The organism is Streptomyces sp. NPDC005004 (genome assembly GCF_053600675.1).
This window is the reverse complement of the sequence record NZ_JBSGAH010000018.1, coordinates 1-19,687: the sequence shown is the minus strand read 5'-3', so window position 1 is coordinate 19,687 and position 19,687 is coordinate 1. Positions and strand designations below refer to the sequence as shown.

The 19,687-nt window shown below is 71.6% G+C and carries 14 protein-coding genes and 1 riboswitch; of the genes, 11 read left to right on the top strand and 3 right to left on the bottom strand.

What is annotated here, in order from left to right; all coding sequences use genetic code 11:
* Window positions 1–12: 12 nt before the first annotated feature.
* From nuoL to recQ, 4 genes are all read left to right on the top strand, one after another.
* Window positions 13–1,959: an NADH-quinone oxidoreductase subunit L gene (gene nuoL / locus ACWEEU_RS23890; RefSeq protein ID WP_385748272.1), complete on the top strand. Its 1,947-nt coding sequence runs from the start codon at window positions 13–15 to the stop codon at window positions 1,957–1,959.
* A 5-nt stretch (window positions 1,960–1,964) separates the two neighbouring features.
* Complete coding sequence (locus ACWEEU_RS23885) at window positions 1,965–3,536, top strand: NADH-quinone oxidoreductase subunit M (protein ID WP_385748270.1); 1,572 nt, start codon at window positions 1,965–1,967, stop codon at window positions 3,534–3,536.
* A complete protein-coding gene (gene nuoN / locus ACWEEU_RS23880) occupies window positions 3,533–5,182 on the top strand; it encodes an NADH-quinone oxidoreductase subunit NuoN (RefSeq protein ID WP_451734842.1) in 1,650 nt (549 codons plus the stop codon). Before ACWEEU_RS23885 ends, nuoN begins: the two co-directional genes overlap by 4 nt.
* A gap of 144 nt (window positions 5,183–5,326) precedes the next feature.
* Window positions 5,327–7,336 (top strand): DNA helicase RecQ, encoded by a 2,010-nt coding sequence (gene recQ / locus ACWEEU_RS23875; RefSeq protein ID WP_451734840.1) that lies wholly within the window; start codon window positions 5,327–5,329, stop codon window positions 7,334–7,336.
* A gap of 10 nt (window positions 7,337–7,346) precedes the next feature.
* Here recQ and ACWEEU_RS23870 read toward each other — a convergent pair whose 3' ends face one another.
* Window positions 7,347–8,285: a M56 family metallopeptidase gene (locus ACWEEU_RS23870; protein WP_385748265.1), complete on the bottom strand. Its 939-nt coding sequence runs from the start codon at window positions 8,283–8,285 to the stop codon at window positions 7,347–7,349.
* A gap of 174 nt (window positions 8,286–8,459) precedes the next feature.
* Complete coding sequence (fahA, locus tag ACWEEU_RS23865) at window positions 8,460–9,677, bottom strand: fumarylacetoacetase (protein ID WP_451734838.1); 1,218 nt, start codon at window positions 9,675–9,677, stop codon at window positions 8,460–8,462.
* Window positions 9,678–9,960: 283 nt separating this feature from the next.
* Here fahA and ACWEEU_RS23860 point away from each other — a divergent pair, with 283 nt between their 5' ends.
* From ACWEEU_RS23860 to ACWEEU_RS23850, 3 genes are all read left to right on the top strand, one after another.
* Window positions 9,961–11,217, top strand: coding sequence for a carboxylate--amine ligase (locus tag ACWEEU_RS23860; protein WP_451734836.1), 1,257 nt, complete (start codon window positions 9,961–9,963; stop codon window positions 11,215–11,217).
* A 127-nt stretch (window positions 11,218–11,344) separates the two neighbouring features.
* Window positions 11,345–12,553 (top strand): FAD-dependent oxidoreductase, encoded by a 1,209-nt coding sequence (locus ACWEEU_RS23855; protein WP_385748259.1) that lies wholly within the window; start codon window positions 11,345–11,347, stop codon window positions 12,551–12,553.
* A 433-nt stretch (window positions 12,554–12,986) separates the two neighbouring features.
* Window positions 12,987–13,850 (top strand): HAD family hydrolase, encoded by an 864-nt coding sequence (locus tag ACWEEU_RS23850; protein ID WP_451734834.1) that lies wholly within the window; start codon window positions 12,987–12,989, stop codon window positions 13,848–13,850.
* Between the two features lie 56 nt (window positions 13,851–13,906).
* On the opposite strand, the gene ACWEEU_RS23845 is transcribed toward ACWEEU_RS23850, so the two are convergent.
* On the bottom strand, window positions 13,907–14,395 hold the full coding sequence (locus ACWEEU_RS23845; protein WP_385747633.1) for a transglycosylase SLT domain-containing protein: 489 nt from the start codon (window positions 14,393–14,395) through the stop codon (window positions 13,907–13,909).
* A gap of 2 nt (window positions 14,396–14,397) precedes the next feature.
* A riboswitch (cyclic di-AMP (ydaO/yuaA leader) is annotated at window positions 14,398–14,597 on the bottom strand.
* A gap of 614 nt (window positions 14,598–15,211) precedes the next feature.
* Here ACWEEU_RS23845 and ACWEEU_RS23840 point away from each other — a divergent pair.
* The 4 genes from ACWEEU_RS23840 to ACWEEU_RS23825 all read left to right on the top strand — a co-directional run bounded on the left by ACWEEU_RS23840 (window position 15,212) and on the right by ACWEEU_RS23825 (window position 19,583).
* On the top strand, window positions 15,212–16,222 hold the full coding sequence (locus ACWEEU_RS23840) for a polyprenyl synthetase family protein (protein ID WP_385747631.1): 1,011 nt from the start codon (window positions 15,212–15,214) through the stop codon (window positions 16,220–16,222).
* A gap of 246 nt (window positions 16,223–16,468) precedes the next feature.
* The gene (locus tag ACWEEU_RS23835; protein ID WP_451734832.1) at window positions 16,469–17,653 is read left to right on the top strand and encodes a LolA family protein; all 1,185 of its coding nucleotides are present in this window, start codon (window positions 16,469–16,471) and stop codon (window positions 17,651–17,653) included.
* 39 nt (window positions 17,654–17,692) lie between these two features.
* A complete protein-coding gene (locus tag ACWEEU_RS23830; RefSeq protein ID WP_451734830.1) occupies window positions 17,693–18,727 on the top strand; it encodes an ABC transporter ATP-binding protein in 1,035 nt (344 codons plus the stop codon).
* Window positions 18,714–19,583 (top strand): ABC transporter permease, encoded by an 870-nt coding sequence (locus tag ACWEEU_RS23825; protein ID WP_385747625.1) that lies wholly within the window; start codon window positions 18,714–18,716, stop codon window positions 19,581–19,583. The genes ACWEEU_RS23830 and ACWEEU_RS23825 overlap by 14 nt, the downstream gene beginning before the upstream one ends.
* Window positions 19,584–19,687: the final 104 nt, after the last annotated feature.

Genomic DNA, 19,687 nt, shown 5'->3' with positions numbered 1-19,687 from the left:
GTCGGAAGAATCGTGGAGAACCTGATCGCGCCGCTCATCGCGGCGCCCCTGCTCGGAGCCGCCGTGCTCCTGCTCGGCGGCCGGCGCCTGGACCGCGTCGGCCACTGGATCGGCACCCTGCTGTCCACCGCCTCCTTCGTCATCGGTCTGGTCCTGTTCACCGGGCTGCTCGGCAAGGACGCCGAACACCGGACGCTGATCCAGCACCTGTGGACCTGGATCTCGGTGGGCGACTTCCACGCGGACGTCACCTTCCGGCTCGACCAGCTGTCGATGACGTTCGTGCTGCTGATCACCGGCGTCGGCTCGCTGATCCACCTCTACTCCATCGGGTACATGGAGCACGACGAGCGGCGCCGCCGCTTCTTCGGCTACCTCAACCTGTTCCTCGCGGCGATGCTCCTGCTGGTCCTCGCCGACAACTACCTGCTGCTGTACGTCGGCTGGGAGGGCGTCGGTCTCGCCTCGTACCTCCTGATCGGCTTCTGGCAGCACAAGCCCAGCGCCGCGACCGCCGCGAAGAAGGCGTTCCTGGTCAACCGGGTCGGCGACATGGGCCTGTCCGTCGCGATCATGCTGATGTTCACCACCTTCGGCACCTTCGCCTTCGGACCGGTCTTCGACCACGCGAAGGACGCCTCCGAGGGCAGGCTCACCGCCATCGCGCTGACGCTGCTGCTCGCCGCGTGCGGCAAGTCCGCCCAGGTGCCGCTGCAGTCCTGGCTCGGGGACGCCATGGAGGGTCCGACCCCGGTCTCGGCCCTGATCCACGCGGCCACCATGGTGACCGCGGGCGTCTACCTCATCGTCCGCTCCGCCGCGATCTTCAACGGCGCCCCGGACGCGCAGCTCGTGGTCACCGTGGTCGGCGCGGTCACGCTGCTGTTCGGTGCGATCGTCGGTTGCGCCAAGGACGACATCAAGAAGGCGCTGGCCGGCTCGACCATGTCGCAGATCGGCTACATGGTCCTCGCGGCGGGCCTCGGCCCCATCGGCTACGTCTTCGCGATCATGCACCTGGTCACGCACGGCTTCTTCAAGGCCGGGCTGTTCCTCGGCGCCGGTTCGGTCATGCACGGCATGAACGACGAGGTCGACATGCGCAAGTACGGCGGCCTGCGGAAGTACATGCCGATCACGTTCGTCACCTTCGGGCTCGGCTACCTCGCGATCATCGGCTTCCCGGGACTGTCCGGCTTCTTCTCCAAGGACAAGATCATCGAGGCGGCCTTCGCCAAGGGCGGCACCGAGGGCTGGATCCTCGGCGGCGCGGCCCTCCTGGGCGCGGCGATCACCGCGTTCTACATGACGCGCGTGATGCTGATGACGTTCTTCGGCGAGCCGCGCTGGAAGAAGGAGCCCACCCGCTCGCCGGAGGCACCGAGCGCCGAGCCCGCCGCCGAGCACCGGGGCGAGCACGCCGAGCCCCATCCGCACGAGTCCCCGCGCACCATGACGATCCCGATGATCGTGCTGGCGATCGGCTCGGTCGCGGGCGGTGCGTTCTTCGACGTCGGCGACCGCTTCCTGCACTGGCTGGAGCCGGTCACCGGGCACGCCGAGGGCGACTCCCCGCTGAGCGCGCTCACCGTCACCGGCGCCACCATGGTCTGCCTGGTGATCGGCGTGGGCCTGGCCTGGGCGCAGTACGGCCGCAAGCCCGTCCCGGCGCTCGCCCCGCGCGGCTCGCTGCTCACCCGGGCCGCCCGCCGCGACCTGTACCAGGACGACTTCAACCACGTCGTCCTCGTACGCGGCGGCGAGCACCTGACGCGATCCCTGGTCTACCTCGACCACACCCTGGTGGACGGCGTGGTCAACGGCACGGCGGCCGGGTTCGGCGGTCTGTCCGGGCGGTTGCGCCGGGTCCAGAACGGCTTCGCCCGCTCCTACGCGGTCTCGATGTTCGGCGGCGCGGCCCTGCTGGTCGCCGCGACCCTGCTGATGAGGGCGGTCTGATACCGATGTCCTTTCCCCTGTTGACAGCGACGGCGGTGCTCCCGGCCCTCGGGGCCGTGGCCACGGCCGCCGTACCGGCCCGGCGGCGCACCGCCGCCAAGTGGCTGGCGCTGCTCGTCTCGCTGGCCACGCTCGCGCTGGCGATCGTCGTCCTGGTCCGCTTCGACCCGGGCGGCGCGCGGTACCAGCTCACCGAGTCCCACGCCTGGATCAAGGACTTCGGGGTCCGCTACGACCTGGGCGTCGACGGCATCGCGGTGGCGCTGATCGCGCTGACCGCGCTGCTGATGCCGTTCATCGTGCTGGCCGGCTGGAACGACGCCGACCCCCTGGAGACCGGCAGCAAGCGGTGGCGGCCCACCCAGGGCTTCTTCGCGCTGATCCTGGCCGTCGAGGCGATGGTGATCATCTCGTTCGAGGCCACCGACGTCTTCGTCTTCTACATCTTCTTCGAGGCCATGCTCATCCCGATGTACTTCCTCATCGGCGGCTTCGGGGACCGTGCGCACCAGCACGGTGAGGTGGCGGCGTCCGCGCAGCGCTCGTACGCGGCCGTGAAGTTCCTGCTCTACAACCTGGCCGGCGGTCTGATCATGCTGGCCGCGGTGATCGGGCTGTACGTGGTCGCCGGGAGCTTCAGCCTCCAGGAGATCGTGCAGGCCCGCGCCAACGGCTCGCTGCACATGGCGACGAACACCGAGCGCTGGCTGTTCCTCGGCTTCTTCTTCGCCTTCGCGGTGAAGGCGCCGCTGTGGCCGCTGCACACCTGGCTGCCCAACGCCATGCAGGAGTCCACCGCCCCGGTCGCCGTCCTCATCACGGCGGTCGTCGACAAGGTGGGCACCTTCGCGATGCTCCGCTTCTGCCTCCAGCTCTTCCCGGAGGCGTCGAAGTGGGCGACGCCGGTGATCCTGGTCCTGGCCCTGGTCAGCATCGTCTACGGCGCGCTGCTCGCGGTCGGGCAGCGCGACATCAAGCGGCTGGTGGCGTACGCGTCGATCTCGCACTTCGGCTTCATCGTGCTCGGCATCTTCGCGATGACCAGCCAGGGCCAGTCCGGCGCGACGCTCTACATGGTCAACCACGGCATCTCGACGGCCGCGCTGATGCTGGTCGCCGGGTTCCTGATCTCCCGGCGCGGCTCGCGGCTCATCGCGGACTACGGCGGCGTGCAGAAGGTCGCCCCGGTGCTCGCGGGCACCTTCCTGATCGGCGGCCTGGCGACCCTGTCGCTGCCCGGACTCGCGCCGTTCGTCAGCGAGTTCCTGGTCCTGGTCGGCACGTTCACGCGCTACCCGGTGATCGGGATCATCGCCACCTTCGGCATCGTCCTGGCCGCGCTGTACACGCTGGTGCTCTACCAGCGGACGATGACGGGCCCGGTGAAGCCCGAGGTCTCCGCGATGCCCGACCTGCGGGTGCGCGAGGTGCTGGTCGTGGCCCCGCTGATCGTGCTGCTGGTCTTCCTGGGCGTCTATCCCAAGCCCCTGACGGACGTCGTCAACCCGGCGGTCAAGCAGACCCTGTCCGACGTACACAAGAAGGACCCCAAGCCCGCGGTGGAGGCGGCCAAGTGAGTGCGACAGCCGTCCACAGCCTGTGGACAATGGCGGCGGACCCGATCCCGAAGATCGAGGCGCCGAAGATCGAATACGGACAATTGTCGCCGACGCTCATCGTGCTCGGCGCCGCCCTGGTCGGCGTGCTGATCGAGGCGTTCGTGCCGCGCCGCTCGCGCTACTACGCCCAGGTGTTCGTCTCGGCCGTCGCGCTGTGCGCCGCCTTCGCGGCGGTCGTCGCGCTCGCGGCCGGGGGGTACGGCACCACGAAGGCGCATGTCGCCGCCATGGGCGCGATCGCGGTCGACGGACCGGCCCTCTTCCTGGAGGGCACGATCGTGCTGGCCGGGCTGGTCGGCCTGTTCACCTTCGCGGAACGGCGTCTGGACCCGGCGGCGCACGGCAACCGGGTCGACTCCTTCGCGGCGCAGGCGGCGGCCGTGCCGGGCGGCGAGGGCGAGAAGGCGGCCGTGAAGGCCGGGTTCACCACCACCGAGGTGTTCCCGCTGCTGCTCTTCGCGATCTCCGGGATGCTGGTCTTCCCGGCGGCCAACGACCTGCTGACGCTGTTCGTGGCCCTGGAGGTCCTCTCCCTTCCGCTGTACCTGCTGTGCGCGCTGGCCCGCCGCAAGCGGCTGCTGTCGCAGGAGGCCGCGGTCAAGTACTTCCTACTCGGCGCCTTCGCCTCCGCGTTCACGCTGTTCGGCATCGCCCTGCTCTACGGCTACGCGGGCTCGGTGTCGTACACCCGCATCGCGCAGGTCGTCGACGGCACGGTCAGCGGGGTGGACCCGGCGCTCGCGGACACCATGGGCAACGACGCGCTGCTCCTGATCGGCATGGCGCTCCTTGTGATGGGCCTGCTGTTCAAGGTGGGCGCGGTGCCGTTCCACATGTGGACGCCCGACGTGTACCAGGGCGCGCCGACCCCGGTCACCGGCTTCATGGCGGCCGCGACCAAGGTCGCCGCCTTCGGCGCGCTGCTGCGGCTGCTCTACGTGGTCCTGCCGGGACTGCGCTGGGACTGGCGCCCGGTGATGTTCGGCGTGGCCATCGTCACGATGCTGGGCGGCGCGATCATCGCCATCACCCAGACCGACATCAAGCGCCTGCTCGCCTACTCGTCCATCGCGCACGCGGGCTTCATCCTCGCGGGTGTGATCGCCACGTCGCAGAACGGCGTGTCGTCGGTGCTGTTCTATCTGGCCGGGTACTCCTTCGTGACGATCGGCGCCTTCGCCGTGGTCACCCTGGTGCGCGACGCGGGCGGCGAGGCGACCCACCTGTCCCAGTGGGCGGGGCTCGGGCGCCGTTCGCCGCTGGTGGCGGCGGTCTTCGCGGTCTTCCTGCTCGCCTTCGCCGGCATCCCGCTGACCAGCGGCTTCGCCGGTAAGTTCGCGGTCTTCCGGGCGGCGGCCGAGGGCGGCGCGGCCCCGCTGGTGGTCATCGGTGTCCTCTCCTCCGCCATCGCGGCCTTCTTCTACATCCGCGTGATCGTCCTCATGTTCTTCAGCGCCCCGAAGCCGGACGGCCCCACGGTCGCCGTCCCCTCCCCGCTGACGACCACGGCGATCGCGATCGGTGTGGCGGTCACGGTGGTCCTCGGTGTGGCACCGCAGTACTTCCTGACCCTGGCGAACCAGGCGAGCGTGTTCGTCCGCTGATCCGGCACACCGCTGCCCGGCGCCCCCGTGCGGGGTGCCGGGCAGTCGTGTGAGCGGGGGAACCTGTGGACAACTTCCGGGGCTGTCGGCGCGGGCGCCTATGGTGGATGCGGTGGTCGGGACGCGGCGCACGGGGGACAGGCGATGAGTGGGACAGGCGGGATCAGCGAGATGACGACGGCGACCGAGAGGCCGGGCGCGGCCGGGAGCGAGGCGCTGGCCGCGCTGCACCGGGTCTTCGGGTACGAGGCGTTCCGGGGCGAGCAGGAAGCGATCATCGAGCATGTGGTGGCGGGCGGCGACGCCCTGGTCCTCATGCCGACCGGTGGCGGCAAGTCGCTGTGCTACCAGATCCCGGCGCTGGTCAGGCCGGGCACCGGTGTCGTGGTCTCGCCGCTGATCGCGCTCATGCAGGACCAGGTGGACGCGCTGCGCGCCCTCGGTGTGCGGGCCGGGTTCATCAACTCCACGCAGGACTTCGACCAGCGCCGCACGGTCGAGGCCGAGTTCCTCGCCGGTGAGCTGGACCTGCTCTATCTCGCCCCGGAGCGGCTGCGCGTGGAGGCCACGCTCGACCTGCTCTCCCGGGGCAAGATCTCCGTGTTCGCGATCGACGAGGCGCACTGTGTCTCCCAGTGGGGCCACGACTTCCGCCCGGACTACCTGAACCTCTCGCTGCTCGGCGAGCGCTGGCCGGACGTGCCCCGGATCGCCCTGACGGCCACGGCCACCCGGGCGACCCACGAGGAGATCACCCAGCGGCTGAACCTTCCCCGGGCCCGCCACTTCGTCGCCAGCTTCGACCGGCCCAACATCCAGTACCGGATCGTCCCCAAGGCCGACCCCAAGAAGCAGCTCCTCGCCTTCCTGCGCGAGGAGCACCCCGGAGACGCGGGCATCGTCTACTGCCTCTCACGCAACTCCGTCGAGCGCACCGCCGAGTTCCTCACCGCCAACGGCATCGCCGCGGTGCCGTACCACGCGGGTCTGGACGCGGCCACGCGCGCCGCCCACCAGTCCCGCTTCCTACGCGAGGACGGCCTGATCGTCGTCGCCACCATCGCCTTCGGCATGGGCATCGACAAGCCGGACGTCCGCTTCGTCGCCCACCTCGACCTGCCCAAGTCCATCGAGGGCTACTACCAGGAGACCGGCCGCGCCGGCCGCGACGGACTGCCCTCCACCGCCTGGATGGCGTACGGCCTGGGCGACGTCGTGCAGCAGCGCAAGCTGATCCAGTCCGGCGAGGGCGACGAGAACTTCCGCCGCCGTGCCGCCGCCCACCTGGACGCGATGCTCGCTCTGTGCGAGACCGCCCGGTGCCGGCGCGGCCAGCTCCTCGCCTACTTCGGCCAGGTGCCCGGCGCCGAGGCGTGCGGCAACTGCGACACCTGCCTGACCCCGCCGGAGACCTGGGACGGCACCATCGCCGCGCAGAAGGTCCTCTCCACGGTGGTGCGGCTCCAGCGCGAGCGGGGCCAGAAGTTCGGCACCGTGCAGATCGTGGACATCCTGCTCGGCAAGCGCAGCGCCAAGGTGATCCAGTTCGACCACGACCAGCTCTCCGTCTTCGGTATCGGCGAGGACCTGAGCGAGGGCGAATGGCGCGGCGTCGTCCGCCAGTTGCTCGCACAGGGGCTGCTGGCGGTCGAGGGCGAGTACGGCACGCTGGTGCTCACCGAGGAGAGCGGCGCGGTGCTGCGGCGCGAGCGGGAGGTGCTGCTGCGCAAGGAGCCGAAGCGGCCCACCACGGCCCGTTCCTCCGGCGGCCGGGGCGAGCGCAAGGGCAGGACCGCGGCGGCCGAGCTGCCCGCCGAACTGGTCCCCGTCTTCGAGGCCCTGCGCGCCTGGCGCGCCGAGCAGGCGAAGGAACAGGGCGTCCCGGCGTACGTCATCTTCCACGACGCCACCCTCCGCGAGATCGCCATGGCCCGCCCGGCCTCGGTGCGCGAGCTCGGCACGATCGGCGGGGTGGGCGAGAAGAAGCTCGCGACGTACGGAGAGGGGGTGCTGGCGGTGCTCGACGGACAGCCGGAAGCGGCGACTTCGGCCCCCGCCGGGTCCGCACAGCCCGCCGGGTCCGCTGAGCCCGCTGCGGCGACCGGCCACGACGAGCACTGGCCCGGCGACGACGAAGAGCCCTACTGGGACTAGCCGTTCGCGCTCACGCCAGTGCCGTCAGCCCCGGTGCGAAGGTGATCAGCAGGGGCAGCAGCGGGATCAGCGCGGCCACCGCCGTGGTCAGCGCGCGCTGCCTGCGCAGCAGCCGGGGCGGCGGCTCCAGGAGCCGGTCGACGCGCTCGCCGAGCAGGCGGCGGCTGGAGGCGCAGGACAGCACCCCCCGGTGCTGGTTCAGCTCGATCAGGGCCAGCGCGGTGGTGAGGTGACCGCAGCGCCGGGAGGCGGTGTCGTCGGCGGCGAGTTCCACCAACCGGTGCGTCTGGTCGCGGAAGTGCGCGAAGAGCGGCACGCGCGGGAAGCCCGTCGCGAGCGCGCTCGACAGATGCAGCAGCCAGTCGTGGTGGGCGCGGGCGTGACCGCGTTCATGGGTGAGCACCGCGTCGAGCTGGTGGTCGGTGAGCCGGTGCAGCGCCCCGGTGGTCACGACCAGGCGGGGCGGATGACCGGGCAGCCACCAGGCGTCCGGGTACTCGTCCTCGAGGACCAGCAGCGGCCCGCGCCCCGAGGGCAGCCCGGCGGGCAGCTCCGGGGCCCGCTCGTCCAGATGCGCCCGGGTCACCCCGCGCCGCCGCCGCACCTCGGTCAGCTCGCGCGCCAGCATGGCGGTGGTCCAGGCGGCTCCCGAGGCCAGCAGCACCGTGAGCACGGCGGCCCAGGGCGGCGCGGCCGAGAGGTCGTAGGCGGCGGTGACGGCGGGCGGCGCGGGCGCGAACACATGGTCGCGGACGGTGTGGAAGACGGCCGCCGCGCCCAGCACCAGCGCGGTCAGACAGCACAGCAGCACGGTGGCGACCAGGCACTGCCACACCCACAGCGCCACCACGGGCTCCCGGTCGGGCCAGGCGGCCCGGGTGAGCGCGCGGGGCGCGGGCAGGGCGGCCGTCAGCGCGACGGCGCTCAGCAGGAGCAGGCAGACGGTCATGCCGGGGCTCCGGTTCCTGGTGGCCAAGGGTGCGGGGCGGTGGTGCGTGTTACGCCAGTATGACGCGAGGAGGGCCGTCCGTCAGTTGTCCCGGGGGCCGAACGGGTAAGCGGAACGGTCCGGTTGGGACTTCCGCATCGCCGCCCCCGTCTCGGCACCCCTGGCCGCCCCCGCTCAACTCCCCACGACGCGCCCGCTCACCTCGCCCAGCCCGACCCGGGTCCCGTCCGCGCCCGGCGCCCACGCCGTCAGTGTCACCACGTCGCCGTCCTCCAGGAACGCCCGCTTGCCGTCCGGGAGTTCCAGCGGGTCGCGGCCGTTCCAGGTCAGCTCCAGCAGGGAGCCGCGCTGGTTCTCGGCGGGGCCGCTCACCGTGCCGGAGGCGTAGAGGTCGCCGGTGCGCAGGGAGGCGCCGTTGACCGTGAGGTGGGCGAGCTGCTGCGCGGCGGTCCAGTACATGGTGGAGAAGGGGGGCTCGGAGACGACCTGGCCGTTGACGGCGACCGAGATGCGGAGGTCGTAGCCGGCCGGCTCGGTGCCGGAGTCGTCGAGGTAGGGGAGCAGGGGGTGCGTGCGCTCGGGCGGCGCCACGCGGGCGTGCTCCAGCGCCGCCAGCGGGGTGATCCACGCCGACACCGAGGTGGCGAAGGACTTGCCGAGGAAGGGACCGAGCGGGACGTACTCCCAGGCCTGGATGTCGCGCGCGGACCAGTCGTTGAGGAGGCACAGCCCGAAGACGTGCTCGCGGAAGTCGGTCAGCGGTACCGGGGTGCCCTGCGCGGACGGCGTGCCGACCACGAAACCGACCTCCGCCTCGATGTCCAGCCGGATCGAGGGCCCGAAGACGGGCTCGGGGTCCCCGGGGCCCTTGCGCTGCCCCGAGGGGCGTACGACATCGGTGCCGGAGACGACGACCGTGCCCGCCCGACCGTGGTAACCGATGGGCAGATGCTTCCAGTTGGGGGTGAGCGAGTCCGCGGCGTCGGGGCGGAAGATGCGGCCGACGTTGCGGGCGTGGTTCTCCGAGGCGTAGAAGTCGACGTAATCGGCCACCTCGAAGGGGAGATGGAGCCGGACCTCCGCGAGCGGGTGGAGATGGGCCGCCACGGCGGCGCGGTGGGCGGGGTCGGAGCCGGCGACCCACGTGGTCAGCGCGGTGCGCACCCGCGACCACGCCTGCGGTCCGGCGGCGAGCAGCGGGTTCAGTGTGGGCCGCGCGAGCAGGTCCGCGTCCGGGGGGCCGAGCGCCGCGGCGACCGCGCCCACGTCGAGCACCCGGTCGCCGAGCCGGACCCCGACCCTCCGTTCGGCGTCGGCGGAGGGCGAGAACACGCCATAGGGAAGGTTGTGCGGACCGAAGGGGTCGCCCTCGGGGACGTCGAAGGGGGGCATGGGTGCCGCCTCGCTCTCATCCGGGCCGTGCCTGATGTGGCCAACCATGTGGTCGGCCCACACGTTACGGCCGGGACCGCTGTCTTGGCAGCACTGTGCTGTGCGTTGACGAGCGGATCCGTGGCCGTTTCGGGCGGCCGCCATGGAGTTGTCCGCCCCATGGCTAAAGAGTTCGCAATGTCCGAATAGCACTTGTCGGAGGGAAGTGTTCCGGCTTAGCGTCCTTGGGGGACACGGGCGGGGTGGGTCCGGTCCAAAGGGGGGACACGTGGGGGGACGACCCGTGGCCGGAAGCCGCGCCGGGGCGCCGGTCCAGGCGGACCGTGAAGTGCCAGGTCTCATAGTCAAGTTCGGCGGCTATCCGCTGCACCACGGCGGGGTCGGCGCGATCCGCAGTCTCGGCAGGCTCGGCGTGCCGATGTACGCGATCACCGAGGACGCCTACACCCCGGCCGCCGCCTCCCGTTATCTGAAGCGTGCCTTCGTCTGGCCGACCACGGGGGCCGAGGAGCCGGAGCACCTGGTCGAGGGTCTGCTGCGGATCGGCCGCCGGATCGGGCGCCCCACGGTCCTGATCCCGACCGACGAGGAAGCCGCCGTCCTCATCGCGGAGCACCAGGACGCGCTGGCCGGACCGTTCCTCTTCCCGCGCGTGGACCCCGCGCTGCCGCGCCGTCTGGCCAGCAAGCAGGGGCTGCACGAGCTGTGCCGGGAGCACGGGATCGCGGCCCCGGTGACGGTGTTCCCGCGCTCGTACGCCGAGATAGCCGAGTTCGCGGAACGGGCCCGCTTCCCGGTGGTGGCCAAGAACCGCGAGGCGTTCGTCCGGCGCAGCCGGCCCGCCGTGGGCGGCACGACCCGCATCGCCACCCGCGCGGGCCTGCTCGACCTCGCCCGCGACTGGGGCGAGGACCCCGGCGTCATCCTCCAGGAGTATCTGCCGAGGGAGTCCGCCGAGGACTGGATCGTGCACGCCTGCTTCGACGCCGACGCGAGCCCGCTCGCCCTCTTCACCGGCGTCAAGGTCCGCTCCTGGCCGCCTCATGCGGGGATGACGGCGCACGCGTACGTGGTGGACAACCCCGAACTCGCGGACCTCGCAGCGCGGTTCATCAAGGAGATCGGCTTCAGCGGGGTCGTCGACCTGGATCTGCGCTTCGACCGGCGCGACGGGCAGTACAAGCTCCTGGACTTCAACCCCCGCATGGGCGCGCAGTTCCGGCTCTTCGAGAGCGAGTCCGGCATCGACGTCGTCCGCGCCCTGCATCTGAACCTCACCGGGCGGCCGGTGCCCGAGGGCGCGCAGCGCTCCGGGAACCGGTACGTGGTGGAGAACATCGACCTGCCCGCGCTCCTCGCCTACCGCCGCAGCGGCTACACCACGCCGCACGCCCCGGCGCGGGCGAGCGGCACCGAGCTGGCGTGGCTCGCGGCGGACGACCCCATGCCGTTCGTCACCATGCTGGCCCGCTTCGTGCGTCCGGGCGCGAAGCACCTCTACGCGCTGTGGCGGACCAACCGCCGCGGCGGCACCACCTGACCCCCGCGGCGGCGATTCCACACGGCGGGAAGGTGGCCCGAGGGGATCTCCACGCGGCGGCAGCGCGAGAGCAAGACGAAGCGGCAAGGCCACGAGGGTGGCGCGAGAGCGTCCTGGGAGGGACTTCGTGATTCGACCGGTTGCAGTCGTAGGGGCAGGGCCGTTCGGTCTGTCCACCGCGGCCCATCTGCGGGCACGGGGGCTGCCCGTCCGCGTCTTCGGCGACCCCATGGTGAGCTGGCGCGACCACATGCCCGAGGGGATGCTGCTGAAGTCGACGCCCGCCGCCTCCAGCCTGGACTGCCCCCAGCCGGGGCACACCCTCGCGGACTACTGCGACGCGGCGGGCATCCGGCGGCTGGTCACCGACGAGGACATCATCCCGGTGGAGACCTTCATCGCCTACGGGGAGTGGTTCCAGCGCAAGCTGGTCCCCGGTCTGGAGCAGGTCCGGGTGGTCTCCGTCGAGCGGGCGCAGGGCAGCGGGGACTTCGAGCTGAAGCTGGACTCGGGGGAGGCGTTCCAGGCGCGCGCGGTGGTGGTCGCGACCGGTCTCTCCGGGCTCGCCCATCTGCCACCCGAACTCGAACCGGGACCGGAAACCGGCGGCCTCGGCCCCACCGCCCCCGTCTCGCACGTCTACGAGCACCACGACCTCGGCCGGTTCTCGGGCAAGGAGCTGATCGTCGTCGGCGCGGGACAGTCCGCGCTGGAGACGGCCGCGCTCGCCGCCGAGGCCGGCGCCCAGGTACGGGTGGTCTCGCGCGGCCGGGGCCGGGTCGCCTTCGGCGCGCCGCCCTGGGCGCAGCCCCGCTTCCGGCCCGAGTCGCCCTTCGGCCGCGCCTGGTCCCTGTGGGCGCTCAGCTACCACGCCGACCCCTACCGCTTCCTCCCCGACTCCGTCCGTCACCACCTCGTCCGCCGGGTCCTCGGTCCGCTCGGCGCGTGGTGGCTCCGCGACCGCTTCGAGGGCAAGGTGCAGGTGAAGGAGGTCGAACGGGTCCTCTCCACCGAGATCTCGGACGGCGCCCCGGTCCTGAAGGTCCGCACCCACGGCGGCCGCGCCGAACACCTCACCGCCGACCACGTCATCGCCGCCACCGGCTACCGCGTCAACGTCTCCGCGATGGACTTCCTCGGCCCCACCCTCCGCGCCCGCCTCACCACCACCCGAGGCACTCCCCGCCTCGGCCCCGGCTACGTCTCCTCCATCCCCGGCCTCTATTTCACCGGCCTCCCCGCCGCCTCCTCCTACGGCCCGGTGATGCGCTTCGTCTGCGGCACCGAATTCGCCTCCCCACGCCTGGCGAAGCACCTGGCGTCGGCACACGGGTAGGCGCCGCGGGGCCACGAGCCTCGCCGCTTCCCGGAGCGCGCCTTGGCCGCACCGGGCGGCCCATGGACGCCGCCCCGGGCCGTCCCCGGCCGCGCCGGGGCCGTCCCTGAGGCGCGTCTCGGCCGTGCCGGGCCGCTCCTGGGCCGCGCCGCGCCCTGTCCACAGCGGACCCCATCCTGGGGAGCCGCCGGCCGCACCGGGCTGTGTCACCGGGGGTCACCGGCTGCACCCCGGGCAGTGCCCGGGATCCTGGGCCCGACCATGTCGCTCGCCGCGCCGGGTCGTGCCCCGGCAGCGCTGTGGTCGGGGATGTCCCGGCCGGGGGGCAGCGGCCCGCGCCCCGGGGCAACCCGCGCGACCACCGCCCCCTGCGCGCGCAACTCCCCCACCCCGAAGCTGAGTCGGAGGCCATCGCCGTCCGTATTCTCTGATCATGGCCGCACCTCCCCTTCCCGCACTCATCGCCACCGACCTGGACGGGACGCTGTTGCGCGGTGACGACACCGTTTCGGCGCGGTCGCGGGCCGCTCTCGAGGGGGCCGGGAGACAAGGGGCGCGGCATCTGGTGGTGACCGGGCGACCGGTGCCGAGGGTGCGGGCGCTGCTGGCGTCGCTGGGGTCGACGGGGCTCGCGGTGTGCGGGCAGGGGGCGCAGGTGTACGACGCGGGGGCCGGGCGGATGCTGTGGTCCGTGCGGCTGGACCGGGAGCTGGCCGAGACCGCGCTCGGGAAGATCGAGGCGGAGGTCGGCCAGGTGTACGCCGCCGTCGACCAGGACGGCGTGGACGGACTCACGCTGATCGAGCCGGGCTATCTGATGCCCCACCCCACGCTGCCCGCCGTACGGGTGGACCGGCGCGAGGACCTCTGGCGCGCACCCATCAGCAAGGTGCTGCTGCGCCACCCTGGCCTGTCCGACGACGAACTCACCGAGACCGCCCGCTCGGTCGTGGGCTCGCTGGCCACGGTCACCATGTCCGGACCCGGCACCGTCGAGCTCCAGCCCTGCGGCATCACCAAGGCCACCGGACTCGCCCTGGCCGCCGAGCACCTGGGCCTCGGTCGCGCCGACACCATCGCCTTCGGCGACATGCCGAACGACATCCCCATGTTCCAGTGGGCCGCCCACGGCGTGGCCATGGCCAACGCCCACCGTGAACTGCGCGCGGTCGCGGACGAGATCACCCTCTCCAACGAGGACGACGGCATCGCGGTCGTCCTGGAGAGGGTGTACGGGCTCCGGCCCGCAGGACGGGAGAAGCGGGAGAGACAGGAGAAAGGGGCGGGGCGCCCGTAGGTGATTCACCTACGGGCGCCCCGCCCCGAGAACGTCCTTCGAGAGCGCCTTACGGCCTAGTACGCGCTGTTGACGTTGTCGATGGAGCCGTAGCGGTGCCAGGCGTAGTTGCACGCGGCCGTGATGTTCGCGACCGGGTCGTACGGGTCGAGGGAGGTGCCCGCCACGTGGTACGCGGTGAAGGTCGGGTCGATGACCTGGAGCAGGCCCTTGGACGGGGTGCCGTTGACGGCGTTGATGTCCCAGTCGTTGATGGCGCGGGGGTTGCCCGAGGACTCGCGCATCACGTTGCGGTAGATGCCGTCGTAGGTGCCCGGGATGCCCTTCTGGCTCATGATCGCGAGGGACTCGCGGATCCAGCCGTCGAGGTTGTTCGCGTGACCGGCCGAGGTGGTCACGGCGGCCGGCGCGGCGGCGGGGGCGGCGGAGGCGCTGGTGGCGCCGATGAACGGAAGGGCGAGCACGGCGGCACCGGTACCGGTGACGGCGAGCGTACGGACGATGCGCTTTGCGCGGGCACGGCGTGGCTGAGCGGCAGCAGGCATGACACGTTCCTCTCCGGCGCCTGCGAGGTGAGCTGTCGGGTTCGGGCGGGGAGGTGCCCGGCCGCTCACATCCGTGTCCGTGGGACACGAAGTCGCGGCTTCACCCCTAGCCGGTGCGGGGTCGACGCGCGTCGACCCGTCCCGGCGGCCTACCTGGTTCCCCCGCTCCTGCCGTACGAAATGAGTTCGTCGAGTGGGTGTGTCGGGCCCGGCAGGATTCGGCGTCGCCCGACTGGCCGGAACGTATGTGAGAGCACATGTCGGGAACAAGTGCCGGATTCACATAAAGCCATGGTTGATCTTGACTTGTCCCGAATGGGGTACTTGATCCTTTGTGCTCGTCAAGCCTCAACTGGCCCATGAAGCAAGGCGAACGGGGTACTTGGGACCTGTCGGTCGCCACAGGGGGTCTGGTGACCCAACTCACTGAGCCGCAAAATACGCAAAGTCAGACATAAGCGATTAGGTAGATTTAATCCATCTGTGGGCATTAGGGAGTGTTGGTCCGGTCGGATGCGGAACCTCTGGGGTGGTCCCGTTCGTTGGAGAGACGGCCCCCTCCGCATGGGGGTCGGACGGGTGTCCGCCCGGCGCGCCGAGCTCCGGCAGCAGGCACATCGTCCTGTTAAGTCAATGAATGTCCGTCCATGTCCGCCAAAGAAGAAGTAGACCGTTGTGAGCCGATACCTCCCGTGCTGGGCCGGTGGGTGATAACGGTGATGGAAACGCGACCGGATACGCTGATCCGAGTGATGGCAGCGACCTATCGACAAACCGTGTAGTCGCCAGCAGACACCAGCAGACAGGAGACCCCTCGTGACCGTCGGCGAGCCGTTCGGGCTGAGCGTGCGGGACCAGGCACTGGAAGCCGATGTCCAGGCCGGATTGACGGCTGTCGAGGAGGGCCTGCTAGAGGCCACCAAGAGCGAGGTCCCCTTCATCACCGGAGCCGCGCAGCACCTCGTGCGGGCCGGCGGCAAGCGGTTCCGTCCCCTGCTCGTGCTCCTCTCCGCCCAGTTCGGCGACAAGTACGCCCCGGGCATCGTGCCCTCCGCCGTCGTCGTGGAGCTGACCCACCTGGCCACGCTCTACCACGACGACGTGATGGACGAGGCCGCCGTGCGCCGCGGCGTCGACAGCGCCAACACCCGCTGGGGCAACTCGGTCGCGGTCCTCACCGGAGACTTCCTCTTCGCCCGCGCCACGCAGATACTGGCCGACCTCGGCCCCGAGGCCGTCCGCGTCCAGGCCCTCGCGTTCGAGCGGCTGGTCACCGGTCAGATAATGGAGACCGCGGGTCCCATGGACGGCCGCGACCCGGTCGAGCACTATCTGGACGTGCTCTCCGGCAAGACGGGCTCCCTCGTCGCCGTCTCGTGCCGGTTCGGCGCGATGATGTCCGGCGCGGACGAGACCGTGGTGGACGTGCTCACGCAGTACGGCGAGCGCCTCGGCGTCGCCTTCCAGCTCTGCGACGACGTCCTCGACATCGCCTCCGACACCCGGGAGTCCGGCAAGACCCCGGGTACCGACCTGCGCGAGGGCATCCCCACGATGCCCGTGCTCCGGCTGCGCGAGCGCGTCGCCCGCCTCGGCGAGGCCGAGGACGTCGCGCTGTGCGAGCTGCTCGACTCCGACCTCACCGACGACGACCGGCACGCCGAGGCGCTGGCCGCGCTGCGCGTCCACCCCGCCCTTGAGCTGGCCCGCCGCGACGCCGTGCGCTACGCGGAGGAGGCCCGCGCCGCGCTGGCCCCCCTCAAGGAGTGCACGGCCAAGTCGGCCCTGCTCGAACTGTGCGACGCGGTGGTGCACCGCACCGGCTGACCGGGCAGACGTACGACACGGGGCGGTACGGCCCGTACGACCCCTACGGGTCGGGCGGGAGGTACCGCCCCGTGCGTCATACCGCAGGTGTACGCCGAGTTGGCTCCGTGGACTGACGTGTTCACGCGGCCGGTTTGGTCTGATGGTGACCACGGAAACCACCACACCTCACCGATTCGGGTGAGAATGGCGGCTGGGTGGACCATACGAGGGGCAGCCGCCGCCGACCACGGAGGTAAGGCACACATGGCACCGTACGCATCCGACGACACCAGGGGCACCGCACCGGACGAGAATCCGCGCCCCGGCCGTCGCAAGGCCGTCCGGTACGTCGTCCCGGTCGCGGTGACGGGGGTGGCCGCGGCCACGATCGGCCTGGTCCCGGCACTCGCCAGCACCGGTGACCCCGATCTGCCGAAGATCAGCGCACAGCGGCTCGTGGAGAAGATCGCCCGCTCGGACGTCCAGCAGTTCTCCGGCACGGTGAAGATCAGCACCGACCTCGGCCTGCCCGACCTGGGCGGCCTGGAGAGCGGTCTGGGCGGCTCCGGCGGCCACGACGGCGGCTCCTCCGCCGACCCGAGCAGCAAGGTCACCGAGCTGGCCTCCGGCACCCACACCCTGCGTGTGGCCGCCGACGGCCCGGACAGGCAGAAGCTCTCGCTGCGCGAGCGCGGCGCCGAGTACAGCCTGATCCACGACGGCAAGGACGTCTGGAGCTACGACAGCGGCAGCAACGAGGTCTTCCACGGCACCGCCGAGCAGCACGAACACGGCAAGCAGCGCGAGGACGAGCGGCAGGGAACCCCGCAGGACTTCGCCAAGGAGGCCCTGAAGGCGGTGGACGACACCACCTCCGTGACCGTGGCCGGCACCGAGCGGGTCGCCGGGCGCGACGCCTACAAGCTGCAGATCAAGCCCAAGCAGCAGGGCAGCACGGTCGGCGCGGTCACCATCGCGGTGGACGCGAAGACGGGGACGCCGCTGAAGTTCACGCTCACCGCCAAGAGCGGCGGCAAGCCCGTCGTCGACACCGGTTTCACCCAGGTCTCCTTCGCCAAGCCGCCCGCCTCCACCTTCGACTTCACCCCGCCCAAGGGCGCGAAGGTCACCGAGGAGAAGGACTCCGGGAAGCGGGAGCACACCGCGGGTCCGGGCGCGCTGTTCGGCGGGGCGGCCGACGGCGGCAAGGTCGTCGGCAAGGGCTGGACCAGCGTCGCCACCTTCGACACCGGCGCGGAGGGAGACATGCCCTCCGGCTCGGCGGGCGGCTTCCTCGGCTCGCTCGGCGACCAGGTCACCGGCGACTTCGGCAAGGGCACGGTGTTCTCCACCCGCCTGGTCAACGCCCTCGTCACCGACGACGGCAAGGTCTACGCGGGCGCGGTCACCAAGCAGACCCTGCTGAAGACGGCCGACGCCGAACACTGACCCGGCCCACCGGCCCACCGGCCCACCGCGGAGGACGAGATGCCAGGAGAACCGGCGGACGAACGGTCCTCCGCGGAGCGGGCCGGGGAAGCGGGGTCCGAGGAAGCCGGGAGAGCCGGGTCAGGCCCGCTGACCCGGCCCGACGCCGAGCCGGTGATCGCCACCCGTGGCCTCACCAAGCGCTACGGCGCTCAGCTCGCCGTGGACGGGCTCGATCTGAGCGTCCCGGCGGGCAGTGTGTTCGGGTTTCTCGGACCCAACGGGTCGGGCAAGACCACCACCATCCGCATGTTGATGGGCCTGATCGAGCCGACCTCGGGCACCGCCCGGGTTCTCGGCCGCCCCATGCCCGGCTCCACCCGCGCCGTGCTGCCGCAGGTCGGCGCGCTCATCGAGGGACCGGCCCTCTACGGCTTCCTCTCCGGCCGCGACAACCTCCTGCGTTACGACGCGGCCGACCCCACCGCCGACCCCCGCACCCGGCGGGCCCGCGTCGCCGCCGCGCTGGAGCGGGTCGGTCTCGCCGCCGCCTCCGGCAAGAAGTCGAAGGCGTACTCCCTCGGTATGAAGCAGCGCCTCGGTCTGGCCGCCGCCCTGCTCCAGCCGCGCCGTCTGCTGGTCCTGGACGAGCCGACCAACGGCCTCGACCCCCAGGGCATGAGGGAGATCCGCACCCTCGTGCGCGAGCTGGCCTCCGACGGCACCACCGTGTTCCTCTCCTCCCACCTCCTCGACGAGATCGAGCAGGTCTGCACGCACGCCGCCGTGATGAACCGGGGCCGTCTGGTCGTCCAGGGGGCGGTGGCCGAGCTGGCCGCCGGGGCGCACGGGCGGCTCGTGGTGCTCACGCCGGACCCGGCCGACGCGGCCCGGGTGCTGAAGGAACAGGGCGTCGCGGACGTCGCCGTCGAGGGCGAGAGGGTGACCGGCGCGCCGCCCGCGCGGGACCTCGCCGAGGTCAGCGCCGCCCTGGTGACGGCGGGCGTCCGGGTCCGCGGCTTCACCCTCGAACGCGCCTCGCTGGAGGACGCGTTCGTCGCACTGACCGGAGAGGGCTTCGATGTCGCGGGCTGAACCGACGTACCGGGTCACGCACCCCTTGTGGACGCTCGGGCTGCTCCGCAGCGAGCTGGTGATCACGGTGCGCCGCTGGCGGACCCTCGCGCTGCTCGCCGTCCTGGCGGCCGTGCCCGTGCTGATCGGGATCGCGGTCAAGGCCGAGACCAGCGATGGCGGATCGGCCGGGGGAGGCGGCGGCGGACCGGCCTTCCTGTCGCAGATCACCAACAACGGACTGTTCCTGGTGTTCACGGCGCTGGCCGCGACGCTGCCGTTCTTCCTGCCGATGGCCGTCGGCGTCGTCGCCGGGGACGCCATCGCGGGCGAGGCGAGCGCGGGCACCCTGCGCTATCTGCTGGTCGCCCCGGCCGGCCGCACCCGGCTGCTGCTGACCAAGTACGCCACCGTCGTCGCCTTCTGTCTGCTCGCCACGCTCGTCGTCGCCGTCACCGCGCTGATCGTCGGCGCCCTGCTCTTCCCGCTGGGCGACGTCACCACCATCTCCGGCACCCGGATCTCCTTCGCCGACGGCATCGGCCGCGCCCTGCTGATCGCGCTGGTCGTCGCCGCGTCCCTGACCGGCGTGGCGGCGCTCGGTCTGTTCGTGTCGACGCTGACCAACAGCGGCATCGCGGCGATGGCGACCACGGTCGGCCTGCTCATCACCGTTCAGATCCTCGACCAGTTGCCCCAGTTGCACGCCCTCCAGCCGTACCTCTTCTCCCACTACTGGCTGTCCTTCGCCGACGTGCTGCGCGACCCCGTCCCCTGGGAGGACGTGTGGCGCAACCTCGGCCTCCAGGGGCTGTACGTGGCGGTGTTCGGCGCGGCGGCGTGGGCACGGTTCACCTCGCGGGACATCGAGGCGTAAGGGGTGTCACCCCCCCCGTTACCGTTTTCGTGGCTCCGCAATGGGGCCTCCGGCCTTCGGGCCCGGCATGGCTTCCCCCTCCTGTTGTTGATGATCCGGGGGGT

Coding starts and splice junctions, on each gene's coding strand:
- ACWEEU_RS23845 (WP_385747633.1), bottom strand. CDS start 14,395: ATGCCTGCTGCCGCTCAGCCACGCCGTGCCCGCGCAAAGCGCATCGTC.
- ACWEEU_RS23835 (WP_451734832.1), top strand. CDS start 16,469: ATGGCACCGTACGCATCCGACGACACCAGGGGCACCGCACCGGACGAG.
- ACWEEU_RS23870 (WP_385748265.1), bottom strand. CDS start 8,285: ATGACCGTCTGCCTGCTCCTGCTGAGCGCCGTCGCGCTGACGGCCGCC.
- ACWEEU_RS23885 (WP_385748270.1), top strand. CDS start 1,965: ATGTCCTTTCCCCTGTTGACAGCGACGGCGGTGCTCCCGGCCCTCGGG.
- ACWEEU_RS23825 (WP_385747625.1), top strand. CDS start 18,714: ATGTCGCGGGCTGAACCGACGTACCGGGTCACGCACCCCTTGTGGACG.
- fahA (WP_451734838.1), bottom strand. CDS start 9,677: ATGCCCCCCTTCGACGTCCCCGAGGGCGACCCCTTCGGTCCGCACAAC.
- ACWEEU_RS23850 (WP_451734834.1), top strand. CDS start 12,987: ATGGCCGCACCTCCCCTTCCCGCACTCATCGCCACCGACCTGGACGGG.
- recQ (WP_451734840.1), top strand. CDS start 5,327: ATGAGTGGGACAGGCGGGATCAGCGAGATGACGACGGCGACCGAGAGG.
- ACWEEU_RS23830 (WP_451734830.1), top strand. CDS start 17,693: ATGCCAGGAGAACCGGCGGACGAACGGTCCTCCGCGGAGCGGGCCGGG.